Source organism: Patulibacter americanus DSM 16676, from assembly GCF_000420025.1.
In the GTDB taxonomy this organism is placed as follows: Bacteria; Actinomycetota; Thermoleophilia; order Solirubrobacterales; family Solirubrobacteraceae; genus Patulibacter; species Patulibacter americanus.
Genome location: NZ_ATUD01000012.1, coordinates 54,384 through 75,084, shown reverse-complemented (window position 1 = coordinate 75,084; position 20,701 = coordinate 54,384). Strand labels below are relative to the sequence as shown.

At 74.2% G+C, this 20,701-nt stretch carries 19 protein-coding genes and 1 tRNA gene; 11 read left to right on the top strand and 9 right to left on the bottom strand.

Annotation, left to right across the window (positions count from 1 at the left end; genetic code table 11):
• Positions 1–6 precede the first annotated feature (6 nt).
• Entirely contained in the window at positions 7–1,437 is a 1,431-nt protein-coding gene (locus F593_RS0117215) for a cation diffusion facilitator family transporter (RefSeq protein ID WP_022929992.1), read from the bottom strand.
• A gap of 60 nt (positions 1,438–1,497) precedes the next feature.
• On the opposite strand from F593_RS0117215, the gene F593_RS0117210 reads away from it, so the two are divergent.
• Together F593_RS0117210 and F593_RS0117205 are read left to right on the top strand one after the other, a co-directional pair.
• Positions 1,498–2,571: a hypothetical protein gene (locus F593_RS0117210; protein WP_022929991.1), complete on the top strand. Its 1,074-nt coding sequence runs from the start codon at positions 1,498–1,500 to the stop codon at positions 2,569–2,571.
• A gap of 63 nt (positions 2,572–2,634) precedes the next feature.
• Positions 2,635–3,150: a hypothetical protein gene (locus F593_RS0117205; protein ID WP_022929990.1), complete on the top strand. Its 516-nt coding sequence runs from the start codon at positions 2,635–2,637 to the stop codon at positions 3,148–3,150.
• 128 nt (positions 3,151–3,278) lie between these two features.
• Here the strand turns inward: F593_RS0117205 and F593_RS0117200 are convergent.
• Positions 3,279–3,349, bottom strand: a tRNA-Trp gene (locus tag F593_RS0117200).
• A gap of 58 nt (positions 3,350–3,407) precedes the next feature.
• Complete coding sequence (locus tag F593_RS26195) at positions 3,408–3,863, bottom strand: response regulator (RefSeq protein ID WP_022929989.1); 456 nt, start codon at positions 3,861–3,863, stop codon at positions 3,408–3,410.
• 520 nt (positions 3,864–4,383) lie between these two features.
• Between F593_RS26195 and F593_RS0117190 the strand changes: the two genes are divergently transcribed.
• Positions 4,384–4,878 carry a GNAT family N-acetyltransferase gene (locus tag F593_RS0117190; protein WP_022929988.1) on the top strand — a complete coding sequence of 165 codons (495 nt, stop codon included), beginning with the start codon at positions 4,384–4,386 and terminating at the stop codon, positions 4,876–4,878.
• A gap of 267 nt (positions 4,879–5,145) precedes the next feature.
• On the opposite strand, the gene F593_RS31125 is transcribed toward F593_RS0117190, so the two are convergent.
• Positions 5,146–5,565 carry a hypothetical protein gene (locus F593_RS31125; protein WP_022929987.1) on the bottom strand — a complete coding sequence of 140 codons (420 nt, stop codon included), beginning with the start codon at positions 5,563–5,565 and terminating at the stop codon, positions 5,146–5,148.
• 153 nt (positions 5,566–5,718) lie between these two features.
• On the opposite strand from F593_RS31125, the gene ligD reads away from it, so the two are divergent.
• From ligD to F593_RS0117170, 3 genes are all read left to right on the top strand, one after another.
• The gene (ligD, locus tag F593_RS29475) at positions 5,719–8,316 is read left to right on the top strand and encodes a DNA ligase D (protein WP_022929986.1); all 2,598 of its coding nucleotides are present in this window, start codon (positions 5,719–5,721) and stop codon (positions 8,314–8,316) included.
• Between the two features lie 100 nt (positions 8,317–8,416).
• Positions 8,417–9,466, top strand: a complete 1,050-nt coding sequence (locus tag F593_RS0117175; protein WP_022929985.1) for a hypothetical protein — start codon at positions 8,417–8,419, stop codon at positions 9,464–9,466.
• Between the two features lie 49 nt (positions 9,467–9,515).
• Positions 9,516–11,744, top strand: coding sequence for a methyl-accepting chemotaxis protein (locus F593_RS0117170; RefSeq protein ID WP_022929984.1), 2,229 nt, complete (start codon positions 9,516–9,518; stop codon positions 11,742–11,744).
• Positions 11,745–12,026: 282 nt separating this feature from the next.
• Here F593_RS0117170 and F593_RS0117165 read toward each other — a convergent pair whose 3' ends face one another.
• A complete protein-coding gene (locus F593_RS0117165; RefSeq protein ID WP_022929983.1) occupies positions 12,027–13,202 on the bottom strand; it encodes a hypothetical protein in 1,176 nt (391 codons plus the stop codon).
• Positions 13,203–13,323: 121 nt separating this feature from the next.
• Positions 13,324–13,719: a hypothetical protein gene (locus F593_RS0117160; RefSeq protein ID WP_157251917.1), complete on the bottom strand. Its 396-nt coding sequence runs from the start codon at positions 13,717–13,719 to the stop codon at positions 13,324–13,326.
• Positions 13,720–13,851: 132 nt separating this feature from the next.
• On the opposite strand from F593_RS0117160, the gene ku (F593_RS26180) reads away from it, so the two are divergent.
• Positions 13,852–14,796, top strand: a complete 945-nt coding sequence (gene ku / locus F593_RS26180; RefSeq protein WP_022929981.1) for a non-homologous end joining protein Ku — start codon at positions 13,852–13,854, stop codon at positions 14,794–14,796.
• On the top strand, positions 14,796–15,647 hold the full coding sequence (ku, locus tag F593_RS27450; RefSeq protein ID WP_022929980.1) for a non-homologous end joining protein Ku: 852 nt from the start codon (positions 14,796–14,798) through the stop codon (positions 15,645–15,647). The genes ku (F593_RS26180) and ku (F593_RS27450) overlap by 1 nt, the downstream gene beginning before the upstream one ends.
• A gap of 80 nt (positions 15,648–15,727) precedes the next feature.
• Here ku (F593_RS27450) and F593_RS0117145 read toward each other — a convergent pair whose 3' ends face one another.
• A complete protein-coding gene (locus tag F593_RS0117145) occupies positions 15,728–16,486 on the bottom strand; it encodes a MerR family transcriptional regulator (protein WP_022929979.1) in 759 nt (252 codons plus the stop codon).
• Between the two features lie 122 nt (positions 16,487–16,608).
• Positions 16,609–17,712, bottom strand: a complete 1,104-nt coding sequence (locus F593_RS0117140) for a winged helix DNA-binding domain-containing protein (RefSeq protein WP_022929978.1) — start codon at positions 17,710–17,712, stop codon at positions 16,609–16,611.
• Between the two features lie 305 nt (positions 17,713–18,017).
• On the opposite strand from F593_RS0117140, the gene F593_RS0117135 reads away from it, so the two are divergent.
• Both F593_RS0117135 and F593_RS0117130 read left to right on the top strand, forming a co-directional pair.
• Positions 18,018–18,440, top strand: a complete 423-nt coding sequence (locus F593_RS0117135) for a hypothetical protein (RefSeq protein WP_157251915.1) — start codon at positions 18,018–18,020, stop codon at positions 18,438–18,440.
• A gap of 7 nt (positions 18,441–18,447) precedes the next feature.
• The gene (locus F593_RS0117130; protein ID WP_022929976.1) at positions 18,448–18,714 is read left to right on the top strand and encodes a hypothetical protein; all 267 of its coding nucleotides are present in this window, start codon (positions 18,448–18,450) and stop codon (positions 18,712–18,714) included.
• A 4-nt stretch (positions 18,715–18,718) separates the two neighbouring features.
• Here the strand turns inward: F593_RS0117130 and F593_RS0117125 are convergent, their stop codons facing one another.
• Complete coding sequence (locus F593_RS0117125; RefSeq protein ID WP_022929975.1) at positions 18,719–19,585, bottom strand: helix-turn-helix transcriptional regulator; 867 nt, start codon at positions 19,583–19,585, stop codon at positions 18,719–18,721.
• Positions 19,586–19,740: 155 nt separating this feature from the next.
• Here F593_RS0117125 and F593_RS0117120 point away from each other — a divergent pair, with 155 nt between their 5' ends.
• Positions 19,741–20,604 carry an SDR family oxidoreductase gene (locus tag F593_RS0117120; protein ID WP_022929974.1) on the top strand — a complete coding sequence of 288 codons (864 nt, stop codon included), beginning with the start codon at positions 19,741–19,743 and terminating at the stop codon, positions 20,602–20,604.
• Positions 20,605–20,701 lie beyond the last annotated feature (97 nt).

Here is a 20,701-nt window from a genome sequence, read left to right as displayed (position 1 = left end):
CGCCGCTCAGGCGCCCCGGGCGGCGCGCTCCTCGGGCGGCTCCGGCTCGGTGTGCACCACGACGTCGGCCACCCACGGGCAGCGCTCGCGCACGTCGTGCTCGACGGTCGCCGCCGTTCCGTGGGCCTCGCCGACGGAACGCTCGCCGGGCAGCAGGATCGTGACGAGGACGACGCGTCCCGCGCCCGTGTCGCGGATCTCGATCAGGCCCGGGTCGCGACCGGTCGCCTCCCGCACCGCGCACTCGACGGCCTCGCGCTCCGCCCACGCCTCGTCGTCCGCGACCGGCGAGGCGTCGGACGGCAGCGCCAGCGGCTCGATGTGGGTCGTCACCCGCAGGCCGCCGCCGACGGCGGAGCGGATCTCCTCCTCCACCTGCTCGGCGATGTCGTGGCCCTCCTCCAGCGTCAGGTCCGGCGCGACCTTCACGTGCAGGGTGACCTCCTCGCCACCCGCGGCCAGGGCGAGCACGCCGACGTTGTGGACCTCGTGGACCCGCGGCACGCGCAGCGCGGCGGCCGTCGCGGTCTCGCGGGTCCCGCCCTCGTGCGCGGTCGGCTCCACGTGCACCACCACGTCGGCGCCGGGCAGCGACGCCTGGATCGCCCGCTCGACGTCGTCGGCGTGCGCGTGCGCGAGCTCGAGGCCCGCGTCGGAGCGCACGGCCACCACGACGTCGACGAAGTTGCGGCCCGCCGCGTGGCGCGAGCGCAGGCGCCGCAGGTCCTCCGGGCGCACCATGCCCGCAATGGCCTCCTGCACGGCGCTGACGGCGCGCAGGTCCGCGCGGTCCATGAGGACGTCGACCGAGCCGCGCAGCAGCCGCACCGCGGCGGCGATCACGAGCACCGCGACGACGAGCGCCGCGACGGAGTCGGCCGCCTTCCAGCCGGCGGCCACGCCGATCAGGCCGAAGAGGACGGCCACGGAGCCGGCGAGGTCGCCCGCGAAGTGCAGCGCGTTGGCGGCCAGCGCCGGCGAGTCGTACTTCACGGACGCCTTGCGCGAGCCGATCGTGCGGCTCAGGTCGATGACGATCACGAGGCCGATGACCGCGATCGCCCACCACGCGGCGTCGACGGCGTGGCTGCCGCCGTCGAGCAGCCGCGAGATCGCCTCGTAACCCAGCCAGCCCGAGACGGCGACGAGGAACGCCGACTCCGCCAGCGCGGCGAGGTGCTCGGCCTTGCCGTGCCCGAACTGGTGGTCGGAGTCGGCGGGCTGCGAGGCGACCTGGACGGCGAAGAGCGTCAGCAGCGCGGCGACGAGGTCGGCGCCCGAGTGCGCGGCCTCGGCCAGCAGTCCGAGGGAACCGGTGATCAGGCCCGTGACGAGCTTGAGCACCACGAGCACGCACGCCGCCCCGACGCTCAACAGGGCGGAGCGCCGACGGCCGGCCTTCGTCGCGGCGTCGAGCTCCTGGGGGGCGGTGCTCACCCGGCGATGGTAGGCCGTCCCCGGCCGGGGGTGCGGGCCCGCCCGGGCATACTGGCCCCCATGGTCGAGCCGGTCACGCCCCGCGACCGCCTCGTCGGCACGCTCGCCCCCGCCGTCGTGGTCGGCGAGGTCGACGGCGTGCGGATCGTCGTCGTGATGATCGAGCTGTGGCGCAGGCGCACGGTGGTCCACCTCGTCGCCGAGCCCGACGAGGACGCCGCCGCTGCGCTCGACGCGGCGCACGCGCAGGCCATGGCGGACTGGGAGGCCGCGGGGTATCACCCTCGCGACGGCATGCCGGAGCACCCGGTGGACGCGGCGACGCGCGGGCTCGACCTGCGCGTCTGGGATTCCACGCACGGGGACCACCGGCGCACGTGGTCCATCACCGGCGGGAGCGACGCGAACGGTCGCGCCACCTACGCCTTCGAGGCCGGCGTGCCGCCGACGGCGACGAGCGTCGCGCTGAGCCTCGGCGAACGGAGCGGGACGGTCACCGTCGACCTGCCGCGACACGTGATGCACCGACGGCTCCGGGCCCACCGACCGTCGCCCGAGGCCGCCCACTACCGCGCCCAGCGGACCCTGACGAAGATGGGGGTCCACATGGCGGGGCACACCGCCACGGGCTTCGTCCTGCGGCTTCTCGCCGAGCTGGACGAGGCGGCCTCGGGCACCCCCGACGACGAGCTCATCGCCCGCGCCGCCGCGGACGTCGGGGACGGCGCCCTCGGCCTGGCCCACGACGAGCCGCACCTCGCGTTCATCCCCCTGGACGCCCCGGCGGGGACGGTGCTCGAAGCCGCCGAACGGGCCCTCATCCTCTTCGGCCGCGAGGTGCTCGCCCGCCACCGGGCGGATCCCGTGCCGCTGGAGGTGCCGCCGCCGCTCACGCCCGCGCAGCAAGCGGAGCGGCTGCAGCTCGTGCTCGACGAGGCGCTGCGCGGCGCGGCCTCGCCGTTCGACGACGAGCGGACCGATGCCGCGTTCCGCCTGCGGGGCCTGCAGGCGGCCAAACCGCTCGCCCACCGGCTACCGGAGATCGAAGCGGCGCTGCAGTTCCTGCGCGACGACGCCGATCCCGACGTCGCGTCCGCGGCCCGCGACGGACGGCGCCTCAGCCCGGAGGGCTGAACGCCCCTAGCCGCCTGCAACCCCGCCTGCACGCCGTCGCCCCCGGTCGGTATGACCTAGGGCATGCGTGCTCTCCATCCCGCCCTGCTGCTGACCGTCGGCGCCCTCGCGCTGGCCGGCTGCGGCTCGGGCGACGACACCGACGACGCGGCCGCGCGTCAGGAGGCGACGACGACGGAGACCCAGGCCACCACGCCCACCGTCGCCACCACGACCGAGGCCGCCCCCGCCGCCACGGAGACCACGACGAACACCACGACCACGACGGCGCCCCCGGCCAGCACCCCGGAGTCCTCCAGCGGCGGCACCACGCCCCCGTCCTCGTCCTCGTCGGCGGACTCGGGCGGCACCGCCCCGCCGAAGGCCGACCCCGCCCCGAGCGTCGACGGCGACCAGCCCGCGATCACCGTGCGCGGCGACGGGACCGCCCGCGCGGTGGCCAGCGACGCCGGCCAGGCCGAGGTGTGGTGCGACAACGCGCGGCAGGGCTCCTACGACAACCAGCTCGGCGACGCGACGACCCTCGTCATCGCCGTGAGCGGCAGCGACGCGACGCAGCGCTGCGAGCTACCCCGCTGAGGCTGACCGCGCGGTCGCGGGCCCGACCGCCTCGCTCCGAGGTGCTGCTGCGGGTCCGATCGCCCCGGAACGACGAAACCCCAGCCGCGAGGCGCCGTGGGGCGCTGCGACTGGGGTGACCGGGAAGGCGGGGGATCGAGGAATCGAACCTCGCGTTGCGGTTTTGGAGACCGCCGTGTTACCGATACACCAATCCCCCCGGCGGCCGAGAATCTTACCCGGGAGCCGCTCCGGGGGTCGGCTGGCCGTCGGGCCCGTCAGCGGCCGACGTCTTGACGCGAAGCCGCCGCGAGCTCGAGCACGGCCTCACGGATGCGGGCACGCGGCCACGTCTTGTCGAGCAGCACGGCGCCGACGTTGCGGGCGGCGTCCTCGAGGGTGGTCCCGCCCTCGGCGGACATCAGCGCCACGCGCGTGTGGCGGAACTCGTCGTCGGCCGCCAGCAGCTCGGCCACCTGCAGGCCGTCGAGCACGGGCATGCGGACGTCGACGACCAGGAGCTGTGGGCGCAGCTGCCGCACGACACGCACGGCCTGCATGCCGTCCGTGGCGGTGCCGACGACCTCGAGGTCGGGCGAGCGGCCGAACGTGCGCACGAGCCCGTCGCGGTACCGCGCGTGGTCGTCGGCGACCACGACGGAGCACGGACCGCCGCCCTCGGCGTCGCTCCCTTCACCCCTGCTCGTGGCGTCCCCCGCCGCGCATGCCGCCATGTGCCCCTCCAGGCCTTCGGCGGCCGATATGGCCGCTCGCATAGGCCCCCATCGGCCGCGCACCGTGCACGCTTGAGCACCGGAACCCCCCGATCGGGCCCCCGACGACGGGATCGCCGTGGTGGAGGGCGATCCCCACCGTTCGCGCGGTGTCCCGATCTTCGGACCGAAGTGGACGGATGTCCGGTTTTCGGCCGAACTGGCCGCGACCACGCGTTTCGCCTCCTCCCCCAGTCGTCCGATGCCCTCGCGCGTGTCGTGCTGGTCCGAGGCCGGCCGAGATCGCCCACAGGCACAGGCCGTCTCGCACCGAGACGACGCGGCCGGCCCGCACCGGCGCCCGGCGGGTGGTTCCGGTCCGCCTCCCCCAACCGGCGTCTGCGACCTCCCCCAATCTGCAGACGCCCGCCGCGCGGCGCCCGAGGCCCTCGGCGCCCCGGGATGGGGGCCGCCCGCGACCGTGGGGCCTGTTGCGGGTCGAGGTCGCGGTGGCCTCGCGGCGGCTCTAGGGTGACCGTCCGTGCCGACGTCGCCCGACACCTCGATCGTCGTGCGTCCCTACACGGACGGCGACGCCCGGCCCACGCTCGAGGCGTTCGTGCGCGCGATCCGCGAGACCGCCGCCGGCGACTACACGCCGGCCCAGATCGCGGCGTGGTTGGGGAGCGACCGCGACGCGGCGACGTGGGACGCGCAGCGCCGTGCGGTGGCGACGCGGGTCGCGGTGCTCGACGGGCGGATCGCCGGCTTCGCGGACCTGGATCCGCACGGCCACGTCGACATGCTCTTCGTCCACCCCGACCGCGGCGGACGCGGCGTCGCGTCCGCGCTGCTGCACGACATCGTTCGCGCCGCCGACGACGCCGGACTGGCGGAGCTGACCGTCGAGGCCAGCGTCACGGCCCGGCCGGTGTTCGAGCGCCATGGGTTCGTGCTGCTGGAGGAGCAATCCGTGCCGCGCGGCGGCGAGCGGCTCACGAACTTCCGGATGCGACGCCCGCTGCCTGGGCCCTAACGGCCCGGAGAACGAAACGGGACCCGCGCGGTGGCGGCCGCCGGGTCCCTGGTGGCGACCCTGTGAGGGCCGACCACGCACCTAGCGTGACAGGTCGGCAGGGGCCGGCGAGTCGCGGGTCTCGTCCCTTCGCCGGTCGGGGCCCGTCGCACGTCGCGATCCAGGGCACGTCGCGGCCGTGCTCAGGATCGCCGGCGTCCGCGGGTCGTGGCGCTGCACAGGTCGCGGGCGTCGACGCGGGATGCGCAACCCCGGCGACCGCGCGGGTCACCCGCCCCCGCCGCCGTCGCCCCCACCGCCACCACCGCCCCCGTCGAAGCCACCACCACCGCCGTCGCCCCAGCCGCCGAACCAGCCGCTGCCGCCGCCGTGCCCGCTGCCGCTTGCGTCCCCCGATCCGGCCGTTCCGCCGTCGCCGCCGGATCCGCCCTCGCCGCGGCGGCCCGGCTCGTCGTCGCCACCCGTGGCCGCGTAACCGGCGCCCGCCGCACCCGTGCCCGCGCCGGCGCCGCCGAAGAGCTTCCGCCGGGGCACACCCGCCTCGGCCGCGCGGCGGTCGCCGATCCGGCGCAGCGCGACGATCGTGCCGACGAAGGCCACGGCCAGCACCGTGAGCACCACGATCGTCGTGGTGCTCGACGCGAGGACGGGGACGGCGGGAAGCGACGGGACGGACGCGACGGTCATGGGACCTCCGGAAGGGGTGGGACGCGCGGACGCGCTCCGCGGCGCCCGCAATGTACCCGCGGCCGGGGCCCGCGGCGAGTCCGTGTCGTGAACCGGACGGCGCGAAGGTGGGCGTCCGGCAGGACCGGGCGCCCCCATGGCGTACGGTGCCCCATGGCCGAGCGCCTGCAGGACTACCGCCGGAAGCGCCGCTTCGACGACACCCCCGAGCCCACGGGGGACGGCGCGCCGCCGCCCGAGCCCGACGCGCCGCGGTTCGTCGTCCACGAGCACCACGCCACGCGGCTGCACTGGGACCTGCGGCTCGAGCACGACGGGGTCCTCGCCTCGTGGGCCGTGCCCAACGGGATCCCGACCGATCCGGAGCAGAACCGCAAGGCGGTCCACACCGAGGACCACCCCCTGGAGTACATCGACTTCCACGGCACGATCCCCGAGGGCAACTACGGGGCCGGCGAGATGTCGATCTGGGACCACGGCACCTACACGCTGGAGAAGTGGCGCGAGAAGGAGGTCATGGTCGTCTTCCACGGGGAGCGGCTGCGCGGCCGCTACGTGCTCTTCCCCGCGGGCAAGGACCCGAAGGACTGGATGATCCACCGGATGGACCCGCCGGAGGACGAGACGGCGGAGCCGATGCCCGAGACGATCGCGCCGATGCTCGCCCGCGCCGGCACGCTCCCCCGCGACCCGGAGCGGTGGGCGTTCGAGGTCAAGTGGGACGGCGTGCGGGCCGTCGTGCACTCCCAGCCCGGCCGGCTGCATCTGCTGTCGCGCAACGGCAACGACATCACGGCGGCGTATCCCGAGCTGCGCGCGCTGAACCCCGCGCTCTCGATGCACGAGGTGATCCTCGACGCCGAGGTCATCGCCTTCGACGACGAGGGACGCCCGAGCTTCCAGGCGCTGCAGTCCCGCATGCACGCGCGCGGGACGCACGTGAAGCGGCTGGCGGAGAAGCGACCCGTCACGCTCATGGTCTTCGACGTGCTGTGGCTCGACGGGCACCCGCTCGTGGACCTCTCGTGGGAGGAGCGGCGCGAGCGGCTCGAGGCGCTCGAGCTCGACGGACCGCACTGGCAGACGCCGCCGGCCCACATCGGGGTCGGTGAGGCGCTGCTGGCGGCGACCGCCCAGCAGGGCCTGGAGGGCGTGATCGCGAAGAAGGTCGACGCGCCGTACCGCCCCGGCCGTCGCGCCGACTCCTGGCTGAAGATCAAGAACGAGCAGCGACAGGAGTTCGTGGTCGGCGGCTGGATCCCCGGCAAGGGCGGTCGCGCCGGTGTGCTCGGGTCGCTGCAGCTCGGCGTCTACGACGACGCGGGCGAGCTGCACTACGCCGGCGGGGTCGGCACGGGCTTTGACCAGGCCACGCTGAAGGACCTGACGGGCCGGCTGGAGCGGCTCGAGCGGAAGTCCTCCCCGTTCACGGGCCGCCAGCCGCCGAGGGAGGCGCGATTCGCCACCCCCAAGCTCGTCTGCGAGGTGCGGTTCGCGGAGTGGACCTCCGACGGCGCGATCCGCCACGGCTCCTACCAGGGCCTGCGCACGGACAAGGCGGCCAAGGACGTCGTCCGCGAGCTGCCCGCCGCCCAGGGAGCGGCCGAGGATGCGGCGGCCGAGGAGGCCGAGCCGGTCGAGGGGACAGCGGCGAAGGAGGGCGAGGACACGGGGAAGGAGATCACGACGACGAAGGCGGCGGCGAGCGACGCTCCGGCGGCGAAGAAGGCCGCGACGCCGAAGAAGGCCACGGCGAAGAAGCGGCCAGCGACGAAGGCGGAGGACCTGCCGCCCTCCCCCGCCGCTGACCTCATCCCGTCCGCCGGCAAGGCGGTCGAGATCGAGGTCGAAGGGCGCACGCTCAAGCTCTCCAACCTCGACAAGGTGCTCTACCCCGACACGGGGTTCACGAAGGCGCAGGTGCTCGCGTACTACGCGCGGATCGCGCCGGTCATGCTCGCCCAGCACCGCGACCACCCCGTCACGTTCAAGCGCTACCCCAACGGCGTGGAGGGCAAGGCGTTCTTCGAGAAGAACGCGACGAAGCACCGCCCGGAGTGGGTCACGACGACGCCCGTCCCGCACTCGCGCAAGGAGGGCGTGATCGACTTCGTCCTCCTGCAGGACCTGCCGACGCTCCTGTGGGCCGCCAACCTCGCGGCGCTCGAGCTGCACCCCTCGCTCTCCCACGGCGACCCGCAGGGCCCCGGCGGCGTGACCGGGCCGCGCTCCGTCGTGTTCGACCTCGACCCGGGGCCCGGCACGACGATCGTCGAGTGCTGCCGCGTCGGGCTGGCGATCCGCGAGGTCCTCGACCAGCTCGGGCTGCAGGCGTTCCCCAAGACGTCGGGCTCGAAGGGCCTGCAGCTCTACGTGCCCCTCAACGGGGATGCCACGTACGAGCAGACCAAGCCGTTCGCCCACGCGCTCGCCGCGCTCATGGAACAGCACCTGCCCGACCTCGTCGTCTCGCGCATGAAGAAGGACCTGCGGGGCGGCAAGGTGCTCATCGACTGGAGCCAGAACGACCAGCACAAGACGACGATCGGTGTGTACTCGCTGCGCGCGCGTCCGCGGCCGTCCGTCTCCACCCCGGTCAGCTGGGACGAGGTCGAGGCGTGCGAGGCCTCCGGCGACCCCGACGACCTCGTGTTCCTCACGGACGACGTGCTGGCCCGGGTGGAGCGCGACGGCGACCTGTTCGCGCCGCTGCTCTCGCTGCAGCAGGACGTGCCGCAACTGGGCGGCTAGACGGTTCGTCCACCGTCGGGGCGGGGCGTCCAGACGCCCGCGCCGCCACTGGTCCAGCTTCGTTGGACGGGCCGTGTGCGGCGTGTACGTTCGCCGCGCGATGCGCACCCTTCCCCCACGGTCCGCGCTCCCCGCCGCGCTCTGCGCCCTCGCCCTCCTGCCGGCGTCCGCCGCGGCCCAGACGGGCTACGACCCGGCCCTCGCGGTATCCCCGTCGCGGTTCACGACGGCCGACGCGATCACGGTCACGTGGCGGCGTCCCGCGGCGCCCACGAAAGACGACGTGTGGTCGCTCTGCCCCGCCGCCGGTGGTGCGTGCGTACCGGGAGCCGGGCCCGAGGCCTCCGCCGCGTTCGGCGGGCTGGCCGAGGGCCGCTACGTCTTCGCGCTGCAGACCGAGGGCACCGGCCTCTTCTACAAGGGGCTCGTCGACATCGCGATCGACCGCACCGCACCGGGCGTGCCGACGGTCGCGGACTGGCGGATCCCGCCCGTGGGCGGCGGCATCATGCGTCCGGTCGTCCTCCCGGGCGAGGCGCAGAACGCCCCGGTGGTGGCCGTGCGCTGGACCCGGTGCACGCACGCCCCGCAGACGACGGCCGGTACCTGCATCGACGGCCGCTCGGCGCCCACGGACGTCGCGATCCCCATCGACCCCGCGCCGCTCGACGCCTGCGGCACCCCGACGGCGTCCTTCAGCGCCTCGCTCTGGCTCGTCGACGCCGCCGGCAACGAGAACCCGGCCGCCGCCGCCACGGTCGCCCCGGCGCTGCCCGCCGTGGGCTGCGCGCCGCCGCAGACCCAGCAGCCGCCGTCGCCTCCCGCGCCGCCGCCGGTCGTCCGCCGCGCCGTGCGCCTGAAGGTCTCCGGCACCCTCCGCGGCAGCGCGACCCGGCGCCGCGGCCGCATGACCGTCGCCCTCACCCCGAGGACGGCCACCGGGTCCGTCGCGTTGCGGGTGACCCCGCGCCGGGGCCGCCAGCGCCTGCGGTCGATGCGGGAGACCGCGACGGTGCGCCGGGGCCGCGTGACGTGGACGGGCCGCCTGCCCACCCGCACCACGAGCCTCTCGGTGCGCGCCAGCTACGCCGGCGACGCCCGGCACGCCGCCGCCAAGCGGACGGTCGTCGTGCGGCAGGCCAAGCGCTAGCGCACCGGAGGGTCAAGTCCTGCCGGACCCCGCCGATGACCGAGGGGCCATGCTCAGGAAGCTTCCCCGTCCCCGCACGCTCCGCACACGCCTGCTCCTCCAGGTCCTGCCGGTGGTCGCCCTCGCGATCGTCGTGCTGACCGCGCTCGCGATCCGTGCGAGCTCGTCGGCCCAGGAGAAGGCGGTGTACGGCGAGATGACGCAGCTCATCGGCAAGGAGGCCGCGCGGTTCGACGGCCAGGCCGAGGCCAACCAGACGACCGCGCACAGCATCGCTGCCGCCTTCGAGGGCGCCACCGGGCTCGACCGCCCGACGGGTCGCGCGGTGCTCGAGCGCTTCGTCCGCCGGAACCCCAGCACGTTCGGCGTGTGGGCCGGGTTCGAGCCGGACGCCTACGACGGCAACGACGCCGCGTTCAAGGGCGATCCGCTCGGCGACGCCGCGGGCCGGTTCGCCTACTGGTGGAACCGCCCGGAGGGCAAGCTGTCGGGCACGAGCTTCGAGGACGCCGAGAACGGCGACAGCTGGTCGATCGACGACTACTACACCGTCCCGCTCGAGACCCGCAAGGACTTCGTCGCCGAGCCGTACGTCGACGCCGGCGTGATGATGACGAGCTACACCAGCCCGATCCGCGGCGCGGGTGGCAAGTCCGTCGGCGTGGCCGGCGTCGACGTGGCCCTCGGTGCGCTGGCCCGGCAGGCCAAGCAGGTCGACGTGCTCGACTCGGGCTACGCCTTCGTCGTCTCGAACTCCGGCTCCATGGTCACCTCGCCCAACGCGAAGTGGCTCGGCACGAAGACCCTCGCCGGCCTGGCGAAGGAGAAGAGCACGCCGGAGCTCACCACGATCGCCGACGGCATCAAGGCCGGACGCACCGGGAACGTCACGACGACCGACCCGATCAGCGGAGAGCGCTCCGTCCTCTTCTACGCACCGGTCAAGAACGGCGGCTGGGGCTTCGTCGCCTCCGCCCCCGAGGCCGAGATCCTCGCCAGCGTCCACGCGCTGCGCACCAAGCTCATCGTCGTCGGCCTGATCGCCCTGCTGCTCGTCGGCGCCGCCATCGCGTTCGTCGCCACCCGCATCGGCCGGCCCGTCCGCGAGGTCGCCGACGCCGCCGAGCGCATCGCGCAGGGCGACCTCGACGTCACCGTCACCGCGCACTCCGAGGACGAGATCGGCCGCATGTCGACCGCGTTCGACCACATGGTCACCTCGCTCCGCGGCACCGCCGACACCGCCGACGCCATCGCCCGCGGCGACCTGACGCACGACGTCGAGCCGCGCTCGGACAAGGACGTCCTGGGCCACGCCTTCCGCACCATGACCGAGCGCCTGCGCACGATGGTCGGCGAGGTCAGCTCGACCGCCGGCACGCTGACGACCGCGTCCCACGAGCTCGCGTCGAGCTCGAACGAGGCCGGCCGCGCGGTCGAGGAGATCGCCCACGCGGTCACCGACGTCGCCACCGGCGCTGAGCGCCAGGTCGAGTCGCTCGAGTCCGTGCGTCGCAGCGGCGAGGAGGTCACCGAGGCCAGCCGCGAGGGTGCCGACCACGCGAACGGCTCCGTCCGCGCCGCCGGCCGCGCCCGCGACCTGGCCCGCGAGGGCACCGACGCCGCGGCCGCCGCGACGGCCGCCATGGTCGCCGTGCGCGACGCGTCCGCCGAGGCGACCGCCGCGATCACCGCGCTGGGTGCCCGGTCCGAGCACATCGGCGGCATCGTCGACGCGATCACGGGGATCGCCGACCAGACCAACCTGCTGGCGCTCAACGCCGCCATCGAGGCCGCGCGCGCCGGCGAGCAGGGCCGCGGCTTCGCCGTCGTGGCCGAGCAGGTCCGCAAGCTCGCCGAGGAGTCGCGCACCGCGGCCGACACCATCGGGGGCCTGATCTCGGAGATGCAGCACGAGACCGAGCGGGCCATCGCCGTCGTCGCCGAGGGCGAGCGCCGCACCGCCGACGGTGCCGTCACGGTCGAACAGACCCAGACGGCGTTCGGCCGCATCGACGAGAGCTTCGGCGAGGTCGACCAGCTCGTCGGCCAGATCGCCGGCGCCATCGCCCGCATCGAGGAGGCCGCCCGCCGCATGCAGAACGACGTCGGCGGCGTCTCCGCCGTGGCCGAGTCCTCCTCCGCCTCCGCCCAGCAGGTCTCCGCCTCCGTGGAGGAGACGAGCGCCTCGACGCTGCAGATCGCCACGTCGGCCGAGCAGCTCGCCGACCAGGCGGCGCGGCTCGAGGAGCTCGTCGGGCAGTTCTCGCTGACGTAGGGGCTGGCGAGGCGCGGGCGGGCTGGCGGGCGGCCGCGGGCGGCCGCGCCGCGCCGAGGCGGATCGTCGTCATCCGGTGACGACGATCCGCCTCGACCCTCCGGCCCCGGGCGGGTCACGGTCCGGTGAGGCGGATTCGCGTCCTCCGGTGACGACGATCCGCCTCGACCGCGCGTCGCTCGGGTGCGCCGCCCAAGCCGGCGACCAGGACGCGTCCGGCCCCACGGCCTCCCCGCTCCGCGCTGCGACGGCCTTCGGCCCACCCTCGCGGGGCGGGCTCCCTCAGAACGAGCACCAATCGGTCTTCGACTGAGCGCGGAACGCCCGGCGGACCGGCCCGGCGTCGCAGTCCTCGCCGGCGTAGACGTACCGCGGGACGAGCGAGCGGATCGCATTCACGCCCACGGGCGGGACGACGACGGTCCGCGAGCTGCCGAGCTCCTTCGCGCCGTCCACGATCCCGCGGCGGCCCAGCGGGCCCGGAAGGCGGACGGTCGTCGTCACGGACAGCCGCGGGTCGATCACGCCCTCGCAGGTCGAGAAGCGGGGCCAGTCCGGGTTCACCCGGAATCGCGCGGCGAACGCGAACGCCCGGCCGACCCGGCGCACGTCCACGCCCGCGAAGCGCGCGGCCGAGTCGAACGTCTCGTCCGACGCGCAGCTCGTGTCCTCCACCGTCACGGTGACGTCGCGGCTGCCGCGCCGCAGCGTCGCACGGTCGATGGTGAACGACCCCTCGTACGTGGCCAGCGGCGCGTTCGGGTCCGGGGCGGGCTCGAACCGCAGCAGGACGTTGACCGGCGAGGCGGCGGCGAACGCGCGCATCGCCGACCGGTCCGCCGGTGTCGCGTCGCTGAACACCTCGATCTCGACGGCGTTGCGGCTCGTGTCGATGCCCGACGAGAACAGGTCGGCCGCGAACTGCGCCGCGAAGGCGTCCTCGAACGCGTCCTGCGCCTCCATGAGCTGCCGGTACGTCGAGCGGACCGCGACGAGCCGCACGTCGCGGGTCTGTCCCCGCTCCCGCAGGAACCGCCGCGCCCGGGCCACGGCGCGCCGGGTGTTGCGCGGCGTGCCCGTGCTCGCGACGCCCACCTGCAGGCGCCCGCCGTCGCAGGCCGTGTACCAGAGGTTCCCCCACATGTTCTCGTTCGGCCGGTCGTGGAAGATCGTGTAGAGCCGGTTGCGCGGGTCGCGCCGGCCGATGCGGTCCTGCAGACGGATGGCCGCGCGGCTCGGGCTCCCCGTGCACGGCCGGGGCGACAGCTTCCGGAGGCCGAGCTCCTGGCGCAGGGCGGTCGGCCAGCCGATGTCGGGGTCGCTCACGGAGCGCGCGTGGGCGCCCGACGGGACGAGCGCGAGCAGCCCGAGGGCGACGAGGGCGAGGAGGACCAGTCCGCTGCGTGCCCCGACGGTTCGCGATCGGGTGGTCGTCGTCGGAGCCCGCGCAGCACGCACGGCGCGATCGTCGCACGCGGCGCGGCGACGCCGCGGGTGACGCGAACGCCCCGTCGCGCCCGGAGCGCGTTCGGCGACGCGCGCGCCGCCGGACGGCGGGGCTCCGCGGGGCGCGGGCGGCCTACCCGATGCCGGCCCGTCCGCGGTACACCACCCGCCGACGCCAGCGCCCCAGGACGAGGGCGACGAGCCAGAGCGCGACGCCGATGAGCGCGCACCACCCCAACGCTAGGTGGGTCAGGTACGCCAGGGCGACGAACGTCACGGGCACCATCACGGCGGAGTCCACCACGGGGTGTGCCCGCGACCACGCGGTCATATCGGTGCCGCGCACCATCGCCGCGAGGAGCGCGCCCCACATGAGCGCGCCGACCACCGCGAGAGCGAGCCCCCGGCGCTCGTGCAGCTCGATCGTCGTGGTGATGGCCGGCACGACGAGGATGAGCTTCATCCACAGGGGCACGGGCCGCTCACCCGTGAAGAGGCCCCGGAGGTACGACGCAGTTCGTCCACGCACGCCGCCAGTCTCCCCCAGGCCGGCGGGGCGGGGCGTGAACATCCGTCGTCGCCGCGCGCCGCCCGGCGCACGCCACCGTGCAGCCACCCTCACCCCTACATGGCCCTCGCCCCCGCGGGGTACCTTCCGAGCATGACCGCCGCGCGCTCCCTCTGGAACGGCACGCTGACCTTCGGGGCGGTGGCGATCCCGATCAAGCTGTTCTCCGCCACGAGCCCGCACGCGCTGCGGTTCAAGGAGGTCCGGGCGTCGGACGGGTCACGCGTCGAGCACAAGCGGCTCGGTGCGGACTCGGGCGAGGAGATCCCCTACAAGGAGATCGAGAAGGCCTACGACACCGGCAAGGGCCAGATCATCCTCACGAAGGAGGAGATCGCCGCCGCCGAAGGGTCGCGCCCGAAGGTCATCGCGATTGAGCACTTCGTCGCGGGCGACGAGATCGACCCCGTCTTCTACGACAAGGCCTACCACGTGGGCGCCCAGAAGGACGGGGAGCACGCCTACCGGGTGCTGCTCGCCGCGCTGGAGCAGACCGGGAAGGTCGGTATCGGCACCTTCATCCTCCGCACGCGCGAGCAGCTCGTCGCCCTGCGGCCGTTGAACGGCGCCCTCGGCCTGCAGACGATGCGCTTCGACGACGAGCTCGTCGACAAGGACGACCTCGAGCTGCCCTCGCTGCGCAAGAAGCCCGGCGACCGCGAGGTGAACATGGCGGGCAAGCTCGTCGAGATGCTCGCCGGCGACTGGGAGCCCGAGGAGCACGAGGACACCTACCGGGACGCCGTGATGCAGCTCATCGAGCAGAAGCGCAAGGGCACGAAGATCACGAAGGCCAAGCGCAAGCCGGCGACCGGCGACGACCTGGCCGCGGCGCTTGAGGCCAGCCTCGCGGGCGGCAAGCCCGACCGGAAGAAGAAGGCACCGTCCGACGGGTCGAAGGCCTCCTCCTCCTCGAACGGCTCGAAGTCGTCCGCGTCCTCCAAGAGCAGCTCCTCCCCCTCCTCCAAGACCGCATCCGGCAAGGCCGCGCCGAAGAAGCGCGCCCCCGCGAAGTCCACCACGAAGAAGGACTCCTGATGGCCCGCTCGCTCTGGACCGGCTCGCTGAGCTTCGGTCTCGTCAACGTGCCCGTGCAGCTCGTCTCGGCGGTGCGCGACATGGACGTGCACTTCCACCAGGTGCACGGCGAGACCGGCGAGCGCATCGAGATGCAGCGCGTCGCCGCCGACGACGGCAAGCCCGTCGAGTGGGAGGACATCGCGAAGGGCTGGGAGACGGAGGACGGCGACATCGTCGTGCTCACGGACGAGGACTTCGAAGCCGCCCAGCCCGAGAAGACGCGGACGGTCGACATCGACCTCTTCGTCGACCTGAAGGACATCGACCCGATCTACTTCAACCACCCGTACTGGCTGCTGCCCGCCGGCGAGGGCGAGGGCGCCGTGCGCGCGTACCGCCTGCTCGTCGACGTGATGGGCAAGGCCGGCCAGGTGGCCATCGGCCGCATCGTGCTGCGCGCGAAGGAGTACCTCGTGGCCCTGCGCGAGCAGAACGGCTTGCTGTCGCTGACGACGATGCACTTCGCCGACGAGATCCGCGATCCGCAGGACACGGGCGCCATCCCCTCCGGCAAGGCCTCGGAGCCGTCGAAGCGCGAGATCGACGACGCCGTCGCCCTCATCGGCGAGCTCACCGACGACTTCAAGCCGTCCCGCTACGACGACTGCCACCGCGTCCGCCTGCTCCGCCTGATCGACGAGAAGAAGAAGGGCGGCGAGATCGAGATCCCCGAGCCCGAGCCGGAGCCCAAGCCTCAGAAGGCCCCCGCGGACCTGATCGCGGCGCTCGAGGAGAGCCTCGCGAAGGCCCGCGGCGGGAGCGGTGGGGCGAAGAAGAAGGCGCCGACGAAGAAGAAGACCACGGCGTAGGGGCGGGCCGAGGCGCGGCTGCAGCGGCCGCGCAGCGCGGGGCACGACCCGCCCCGCGGCGCGTGGCCGCACCGTCGCCCCTAGCTCAGTCGCGCCTCGGCGTAGGCGACCATGGCCTCACGCAGGAACGCCACGAACCCGGGTGCGACCGCCTCGAACCGCTCGCGGAACTCCGGGTGGCTCATGTAGAGATCGGCCAGTCCGACGTAGCTCTCGCGGTCGGGCGTCCAGAACCGGGTGATGCTCCGGTAGTGCTCGTCGACGACATCGAGCACCTCGGGGGTGTCGGGCGCCGCCCCGGACGCCATCAGCGCAGCGAGCCGGCGATGGAGGTCCTCGTCCTCCCGCTGCACCGCCGCGTAGTCCTCCGCGGTCCATCCGGCGGTGCGCTGCTCCGCCGTCCGGAAGTGCTCCCGCACCCCTTCCCCGTGGCGCTGCACCAGCACGCTCTCCAGCTCCGTCCGCCTCGCGGCGAACCCCTCGAACATCTCCTCGGCCGACATCTCGTCGTCTCCTTCGATCTGGGCGATGGTCCGCGCGACGGTGCGGGCGAGCACGTCCAGGCGCTCCCGTTCCGCCTGCAGCTCCTCCGCGTGTCGGCGCAGTGCGTCGGCACGGTCGGTCTGGCCGTTCAGCACGTCCGCCACGCGGTCGAGCCGCAGCCCGAGCCGGCGAAGCAGGAGGATCTGCTGCAGCCGCAGGAGCTCCTCCCAGCCGTAGTGGCGCAGGCCGGCGTGTCCGACACGGGCGGGCTTCAGCAGCCCGATCGCGTCGTAGTGCCGCAGGGTCCGGGAGCTGACCTGGGCCAGGCGGGCCACCTCGGCGATCGTCCACTCCATGCTGTTCCCTCCCCGCCTCGCGTTCCATCGGGCCGGGGGATTCCGGCCCGTCGACGACGGTAGAAGTTGACGCTACGGCAACCGCAAGGGGGCGCCGGAACCGGCAGCAGGTACGGGGGCGTTCAGGGGGTCTCACCCACCACCACGTCCGCGTCGTCGGCCGCCGGCTCGGCCAACCGCGCGAGCGGCTCCCCCTCCCGCACCAGCTCCCGCAGCGTCCCTTTCGCGAGCTTCCCGAACGGCACCATTGTCAGCGTCGCCACCTTCCGGCTGCGCTTCACCGACCACGTCCCGGCCACCCGCCCGTCGACGAGGAAGGTCGCCTTCACCCGCAGGTTCTTCGAGAAGACGAAGGGGCGGTGCTCGTCCGCGATGACGCGGGTGCGGTCGGCGTGGGAGAGCAGCAGGTTGTCGAACTCGGGGAGGTAGCGGACGGGGGCCTCGGCGTCCGGGCCGGGGCGCGGGGCGTCGGGCAGGTCGAAGAGCTCGCGGCGGCCGAGGCGGAAGATGACCAGCTCGTCGCGCATCGCCTCCAAGGCCTCGGCGATGCCCGGCAGGCCGCACCACGTGCGGACGTCCGTCGCCGACGCCGGGCCGAACGCGGCCAGGCAGCGGCGGATCAGCTCCTCCGGGCGCTCCTCCGCGTCGGGTTCCGCGCCCAGCATCTGGGAGGCCAGGACGAAGGCGCTGTCGCGCGGGAACGACCACGGGTGGTCGACGGGGCGCATCACCATCGGCGCCCCGCAGCGGGCGATGAGCCCCAGCGCGCGGTCGTTGGCCTCCGGGAACCGCTCGTGCAGCAGCGCGCGTAGCTCGGACTGGGTGCGCGGCCCCTCCTCCAGCAGCTCGCGCGTCACGGCCAGCGTCGCGTCGACGTCGAGGCCATCGAGCTGGCCCCGCAGGTTGCTCGATGCGGCGGCCAGCAGCATGCTCTGGAGGGTGGCCCGGTAGCGCAGGTAGTCGCGGCGGGAGAAGAGGTGGAGCGTGCCGCGCAGCAGCGTCGCGCGCACGACCTCGGCGTCGGCCAGCGCGCGGCGTAGCTCGTCCGGGTCGAACCTTTCGAGCCGGGTCCAGAGGCCGACGAAGGGCGGCGCAGGGTCCTGCGCCTGCATGCCGCCCAGGCGTTCGATCGCGTCAACCGCCGAGACCGATTCGCGGCGCAGGAGCATCTGGCGGGCGAGCGTCGCCCGGTTCAGGGCGCGGGGGTCGATCTCGTCGGCCGGCATGCGGCGATCCTGCCAGCGGTCGCGGACGGCGAGGTCAGCCTGCGTCGTAGGATCACGGCGTCCCGCCGGCCCCGGTCGGCGTCCCCCGTCCCCCGGAGCAGCTCGCGATGTCACCAGTCCCTCCCTCCCCCGTGCGTTCGTCCTGCCGGGGACCCCGCCTCCCAAGCGCCGCGCTCCTCGTCGCCGCCGGCGCCCTGGCCGGCGTGGCCCTCGCGGGCTGTGGCGACGCGGACGACGCCCGCCCCGACGCGCGGACCCGGCCGTCGACCGCCACGACCGCGGCGCGCCCCCCTGCCCTTCCCGCCGTGTCCAGCGATGCGGCGGAGCGAGGCGTCGTGCTCGAGCACCGCAACCACGGCCTACGCCTGTGGATGCGGCCCGCCAAGGACGGTGACGACCGCCGGCTGCGCGCGACGATCCAGGTCATGCCGACGGCGACCGTGGCGCTGCGCAAGCGGCTCGCGCGGACGACGGGCCTCCAACTCGCGTGCAAGACGGATGACGTGCCGTCGCAGGGGGTCACCGTGCAGACGACCGGGCCGCGAGCGGTGACCCCGGTCGGCCACCGCATCTCGACAGAGGACTTCCTGACGCTCCCGAAGGGCCGGACCGCGCCTGAATCGGTGCAGTCGTGCCGACTCGCGGTCGCACCCGAGGCGCGCGGGAGCACCAAGGCCTCCTACTCGGCCGACCCGCAGACGACGGTCGCGCTCTACCGCTTCCGCTGACCGCGCCGTGCTCGCCTCGATCTCCGCAGCCCCATTCGCCGTCGCGTCTGCGATCTGCGTCATCGTTCTCGCCTTGATGCTCGTGCGGGTGATTCCCGGAGCCCGTCGCCATACACGGGCCCAGCGCACCGTGTTGGCGGGTGCGGTGCTGACGCTCTCGGGATTCCCGATCCGGGTCGTGCTGGACAGCGTCGGCGTTCAGGCCGTCTGCCTCGCCCTCGGGTGGGTCGTGATGGCCACCGGGTTCGTGCTGCGGCGTCGGGAGCAGGCCTGACGTCCTACCGCGGCGTCTCCGCGGGCCGCTCCCGCTCCGCCCCCGCCCCGTCGGCCGCCAGTGTCCCCAGCAGCGCCAGCGCCTGCTCGTCCCGGCCGCCGGCCTCGGCGTGCATGACGCAGAGCATCGCGCCGTCGGTGCCCGGAAGCGCCATGACCTGGTAGCTCAGGCGGAACGTGCCGACGGTGGGGTGGTCGAAGCGCTTCTCGCCCGTCATCGTTCCGCGCACGTCGTGGCGGGCCCACAGCTCGCGGAACTGCTCGGACTTCAGGGACAGCTCGCCGACGAGGGCTTGCAGGTCCGGGTCGTCGACCTCGGCGCCCACCCAGGAGCGGAAGGCGGCGACCGCGTCGGCGAGGATGCGGTCCAGGTCGTCGCCGTGCATGGCCCGGGCGTCGTCCTCGAGGAACAGCGCGCGCAGCAGGTTCGTGCCCGGCTCGTAACACGGGGACAGGGCGCGGGCGATCGCGTTCGAGGCGAGGACGTCGAGGTGGCGGCTCTGCACGACCGCCGGCGTCGTCGGCCAGCCGTCGATGAGCTGCTGGGTGGCGTGCGGGACCGCGGCCTCGTCGGCGTGCGGACGGTGGGTCGGCGGTGCGGGGCGCGCGAGCTCGTAGAGGTGCGCCGTCGCGTCGTCGCTCAGCTGGAGCACGCGGGCCAGGGCGTCGAGGACCTGCTCTGACGGCCGGTGGTCGCGGCCCTGCTCCAGCCGCACGTAGTAGTCGGCCGAGACGCCGGCGAGCATCGCCAGCTCCTCGCGGCGCAGGCCCGGCACGCGGCGGCGTACGTCGGTCGGCAGGCCAACGTCGTCGGGGGTCACCTGCTCGCGGCGGGCCCGCAGGAACTCTCCGAGGCGCTTCGCACGATCCATGGGGTCACGGTACCGCCGGGGCCGACACGCAAGGTGGCCCTGACGCGGCCACCCAGGTACCCGCCCGACCGCCCTGGTCGTCGAAGGTGGCCCTCGCGTACCCCAGGCACGAGCGACATCTGGTGCGGACGACGGCCGCGGCGCAGGATCGTCCCATGGCTTCTACCTGGTTCATCACCGGCACCTCCAGCGGCTTCGGCCGCCACATGACCGAGCAGCTCCTGCAGCGCGGCGACCGCGTCGCGGCGACCCTGCGCCGCCCCGAGCGGCTCGACGACCTCAAGGCCCAGTACGGCGACCGCCTGTGGGTCGCGCGGCTCGACGTCACCGACACCGCCGCGGTCCGCGAGACCGTCGACGCGGCCTGGGCCGCCCTCGGCCGCGTCGACGCCGTCGTCTCGAACGCCGGCTACGGGCTCTTCGGCGCCGTCGAAGAGATGACGGAGGAGCAGATCGAGCGGCAGCTCGACACGAACGTCCTCGGCTCGATCCACGTCATCCGCGCCGCCATCCCCCACCTGCGCGCGCAGGGCGGTGGCCGCATCCTGCAGGTCGCCAGCCTCGGCGGGCACCACGCGTTCCCGGGCCTCGCGCTCTACAACGCCACGAAGTTCGCGATGGTCGGGTTCACCGAGGCCCTGCGCGGCGAGCTCGCGCCCTTCGGGATCGGCGTGACCGTCGTCGAGCCCGGCAGCGCCCGCACCCCGTTCGCGGACGGCTCGGCCGCCTTCGCCCCGGCGATGGAGGCCTACGCGGGCACCCCGGCCGACGACATGCGCGAGCAGGTCAAGGCACTCGACGACGAGGGCCGCCCCGGCGACCCCGCACGCATGGCCACGGCGATGATCGCCGCCGCCGACGCCCCGGAGGCGCCGGTGCGCCTGATCATGGGCAGCGACGCGACCGTGATGATCGAGAAGGCGCTGCGCGAGCGGCTCGCGCACGTCGAAGAGCAGCGTGAGAGCGCCGCGTGGACGGACGCCGAGGGCGCTGTCGGGGGCGTGCCCGTCTGGGCCTGAGGGCCGAGGCGGGACCGTCGGACGCGGAGGTCCGGATCGCACCCGCAGGGCACAGGCGATGCGGAACCCCGGGGCGCGTGGCGGGCTCGCACTCGCC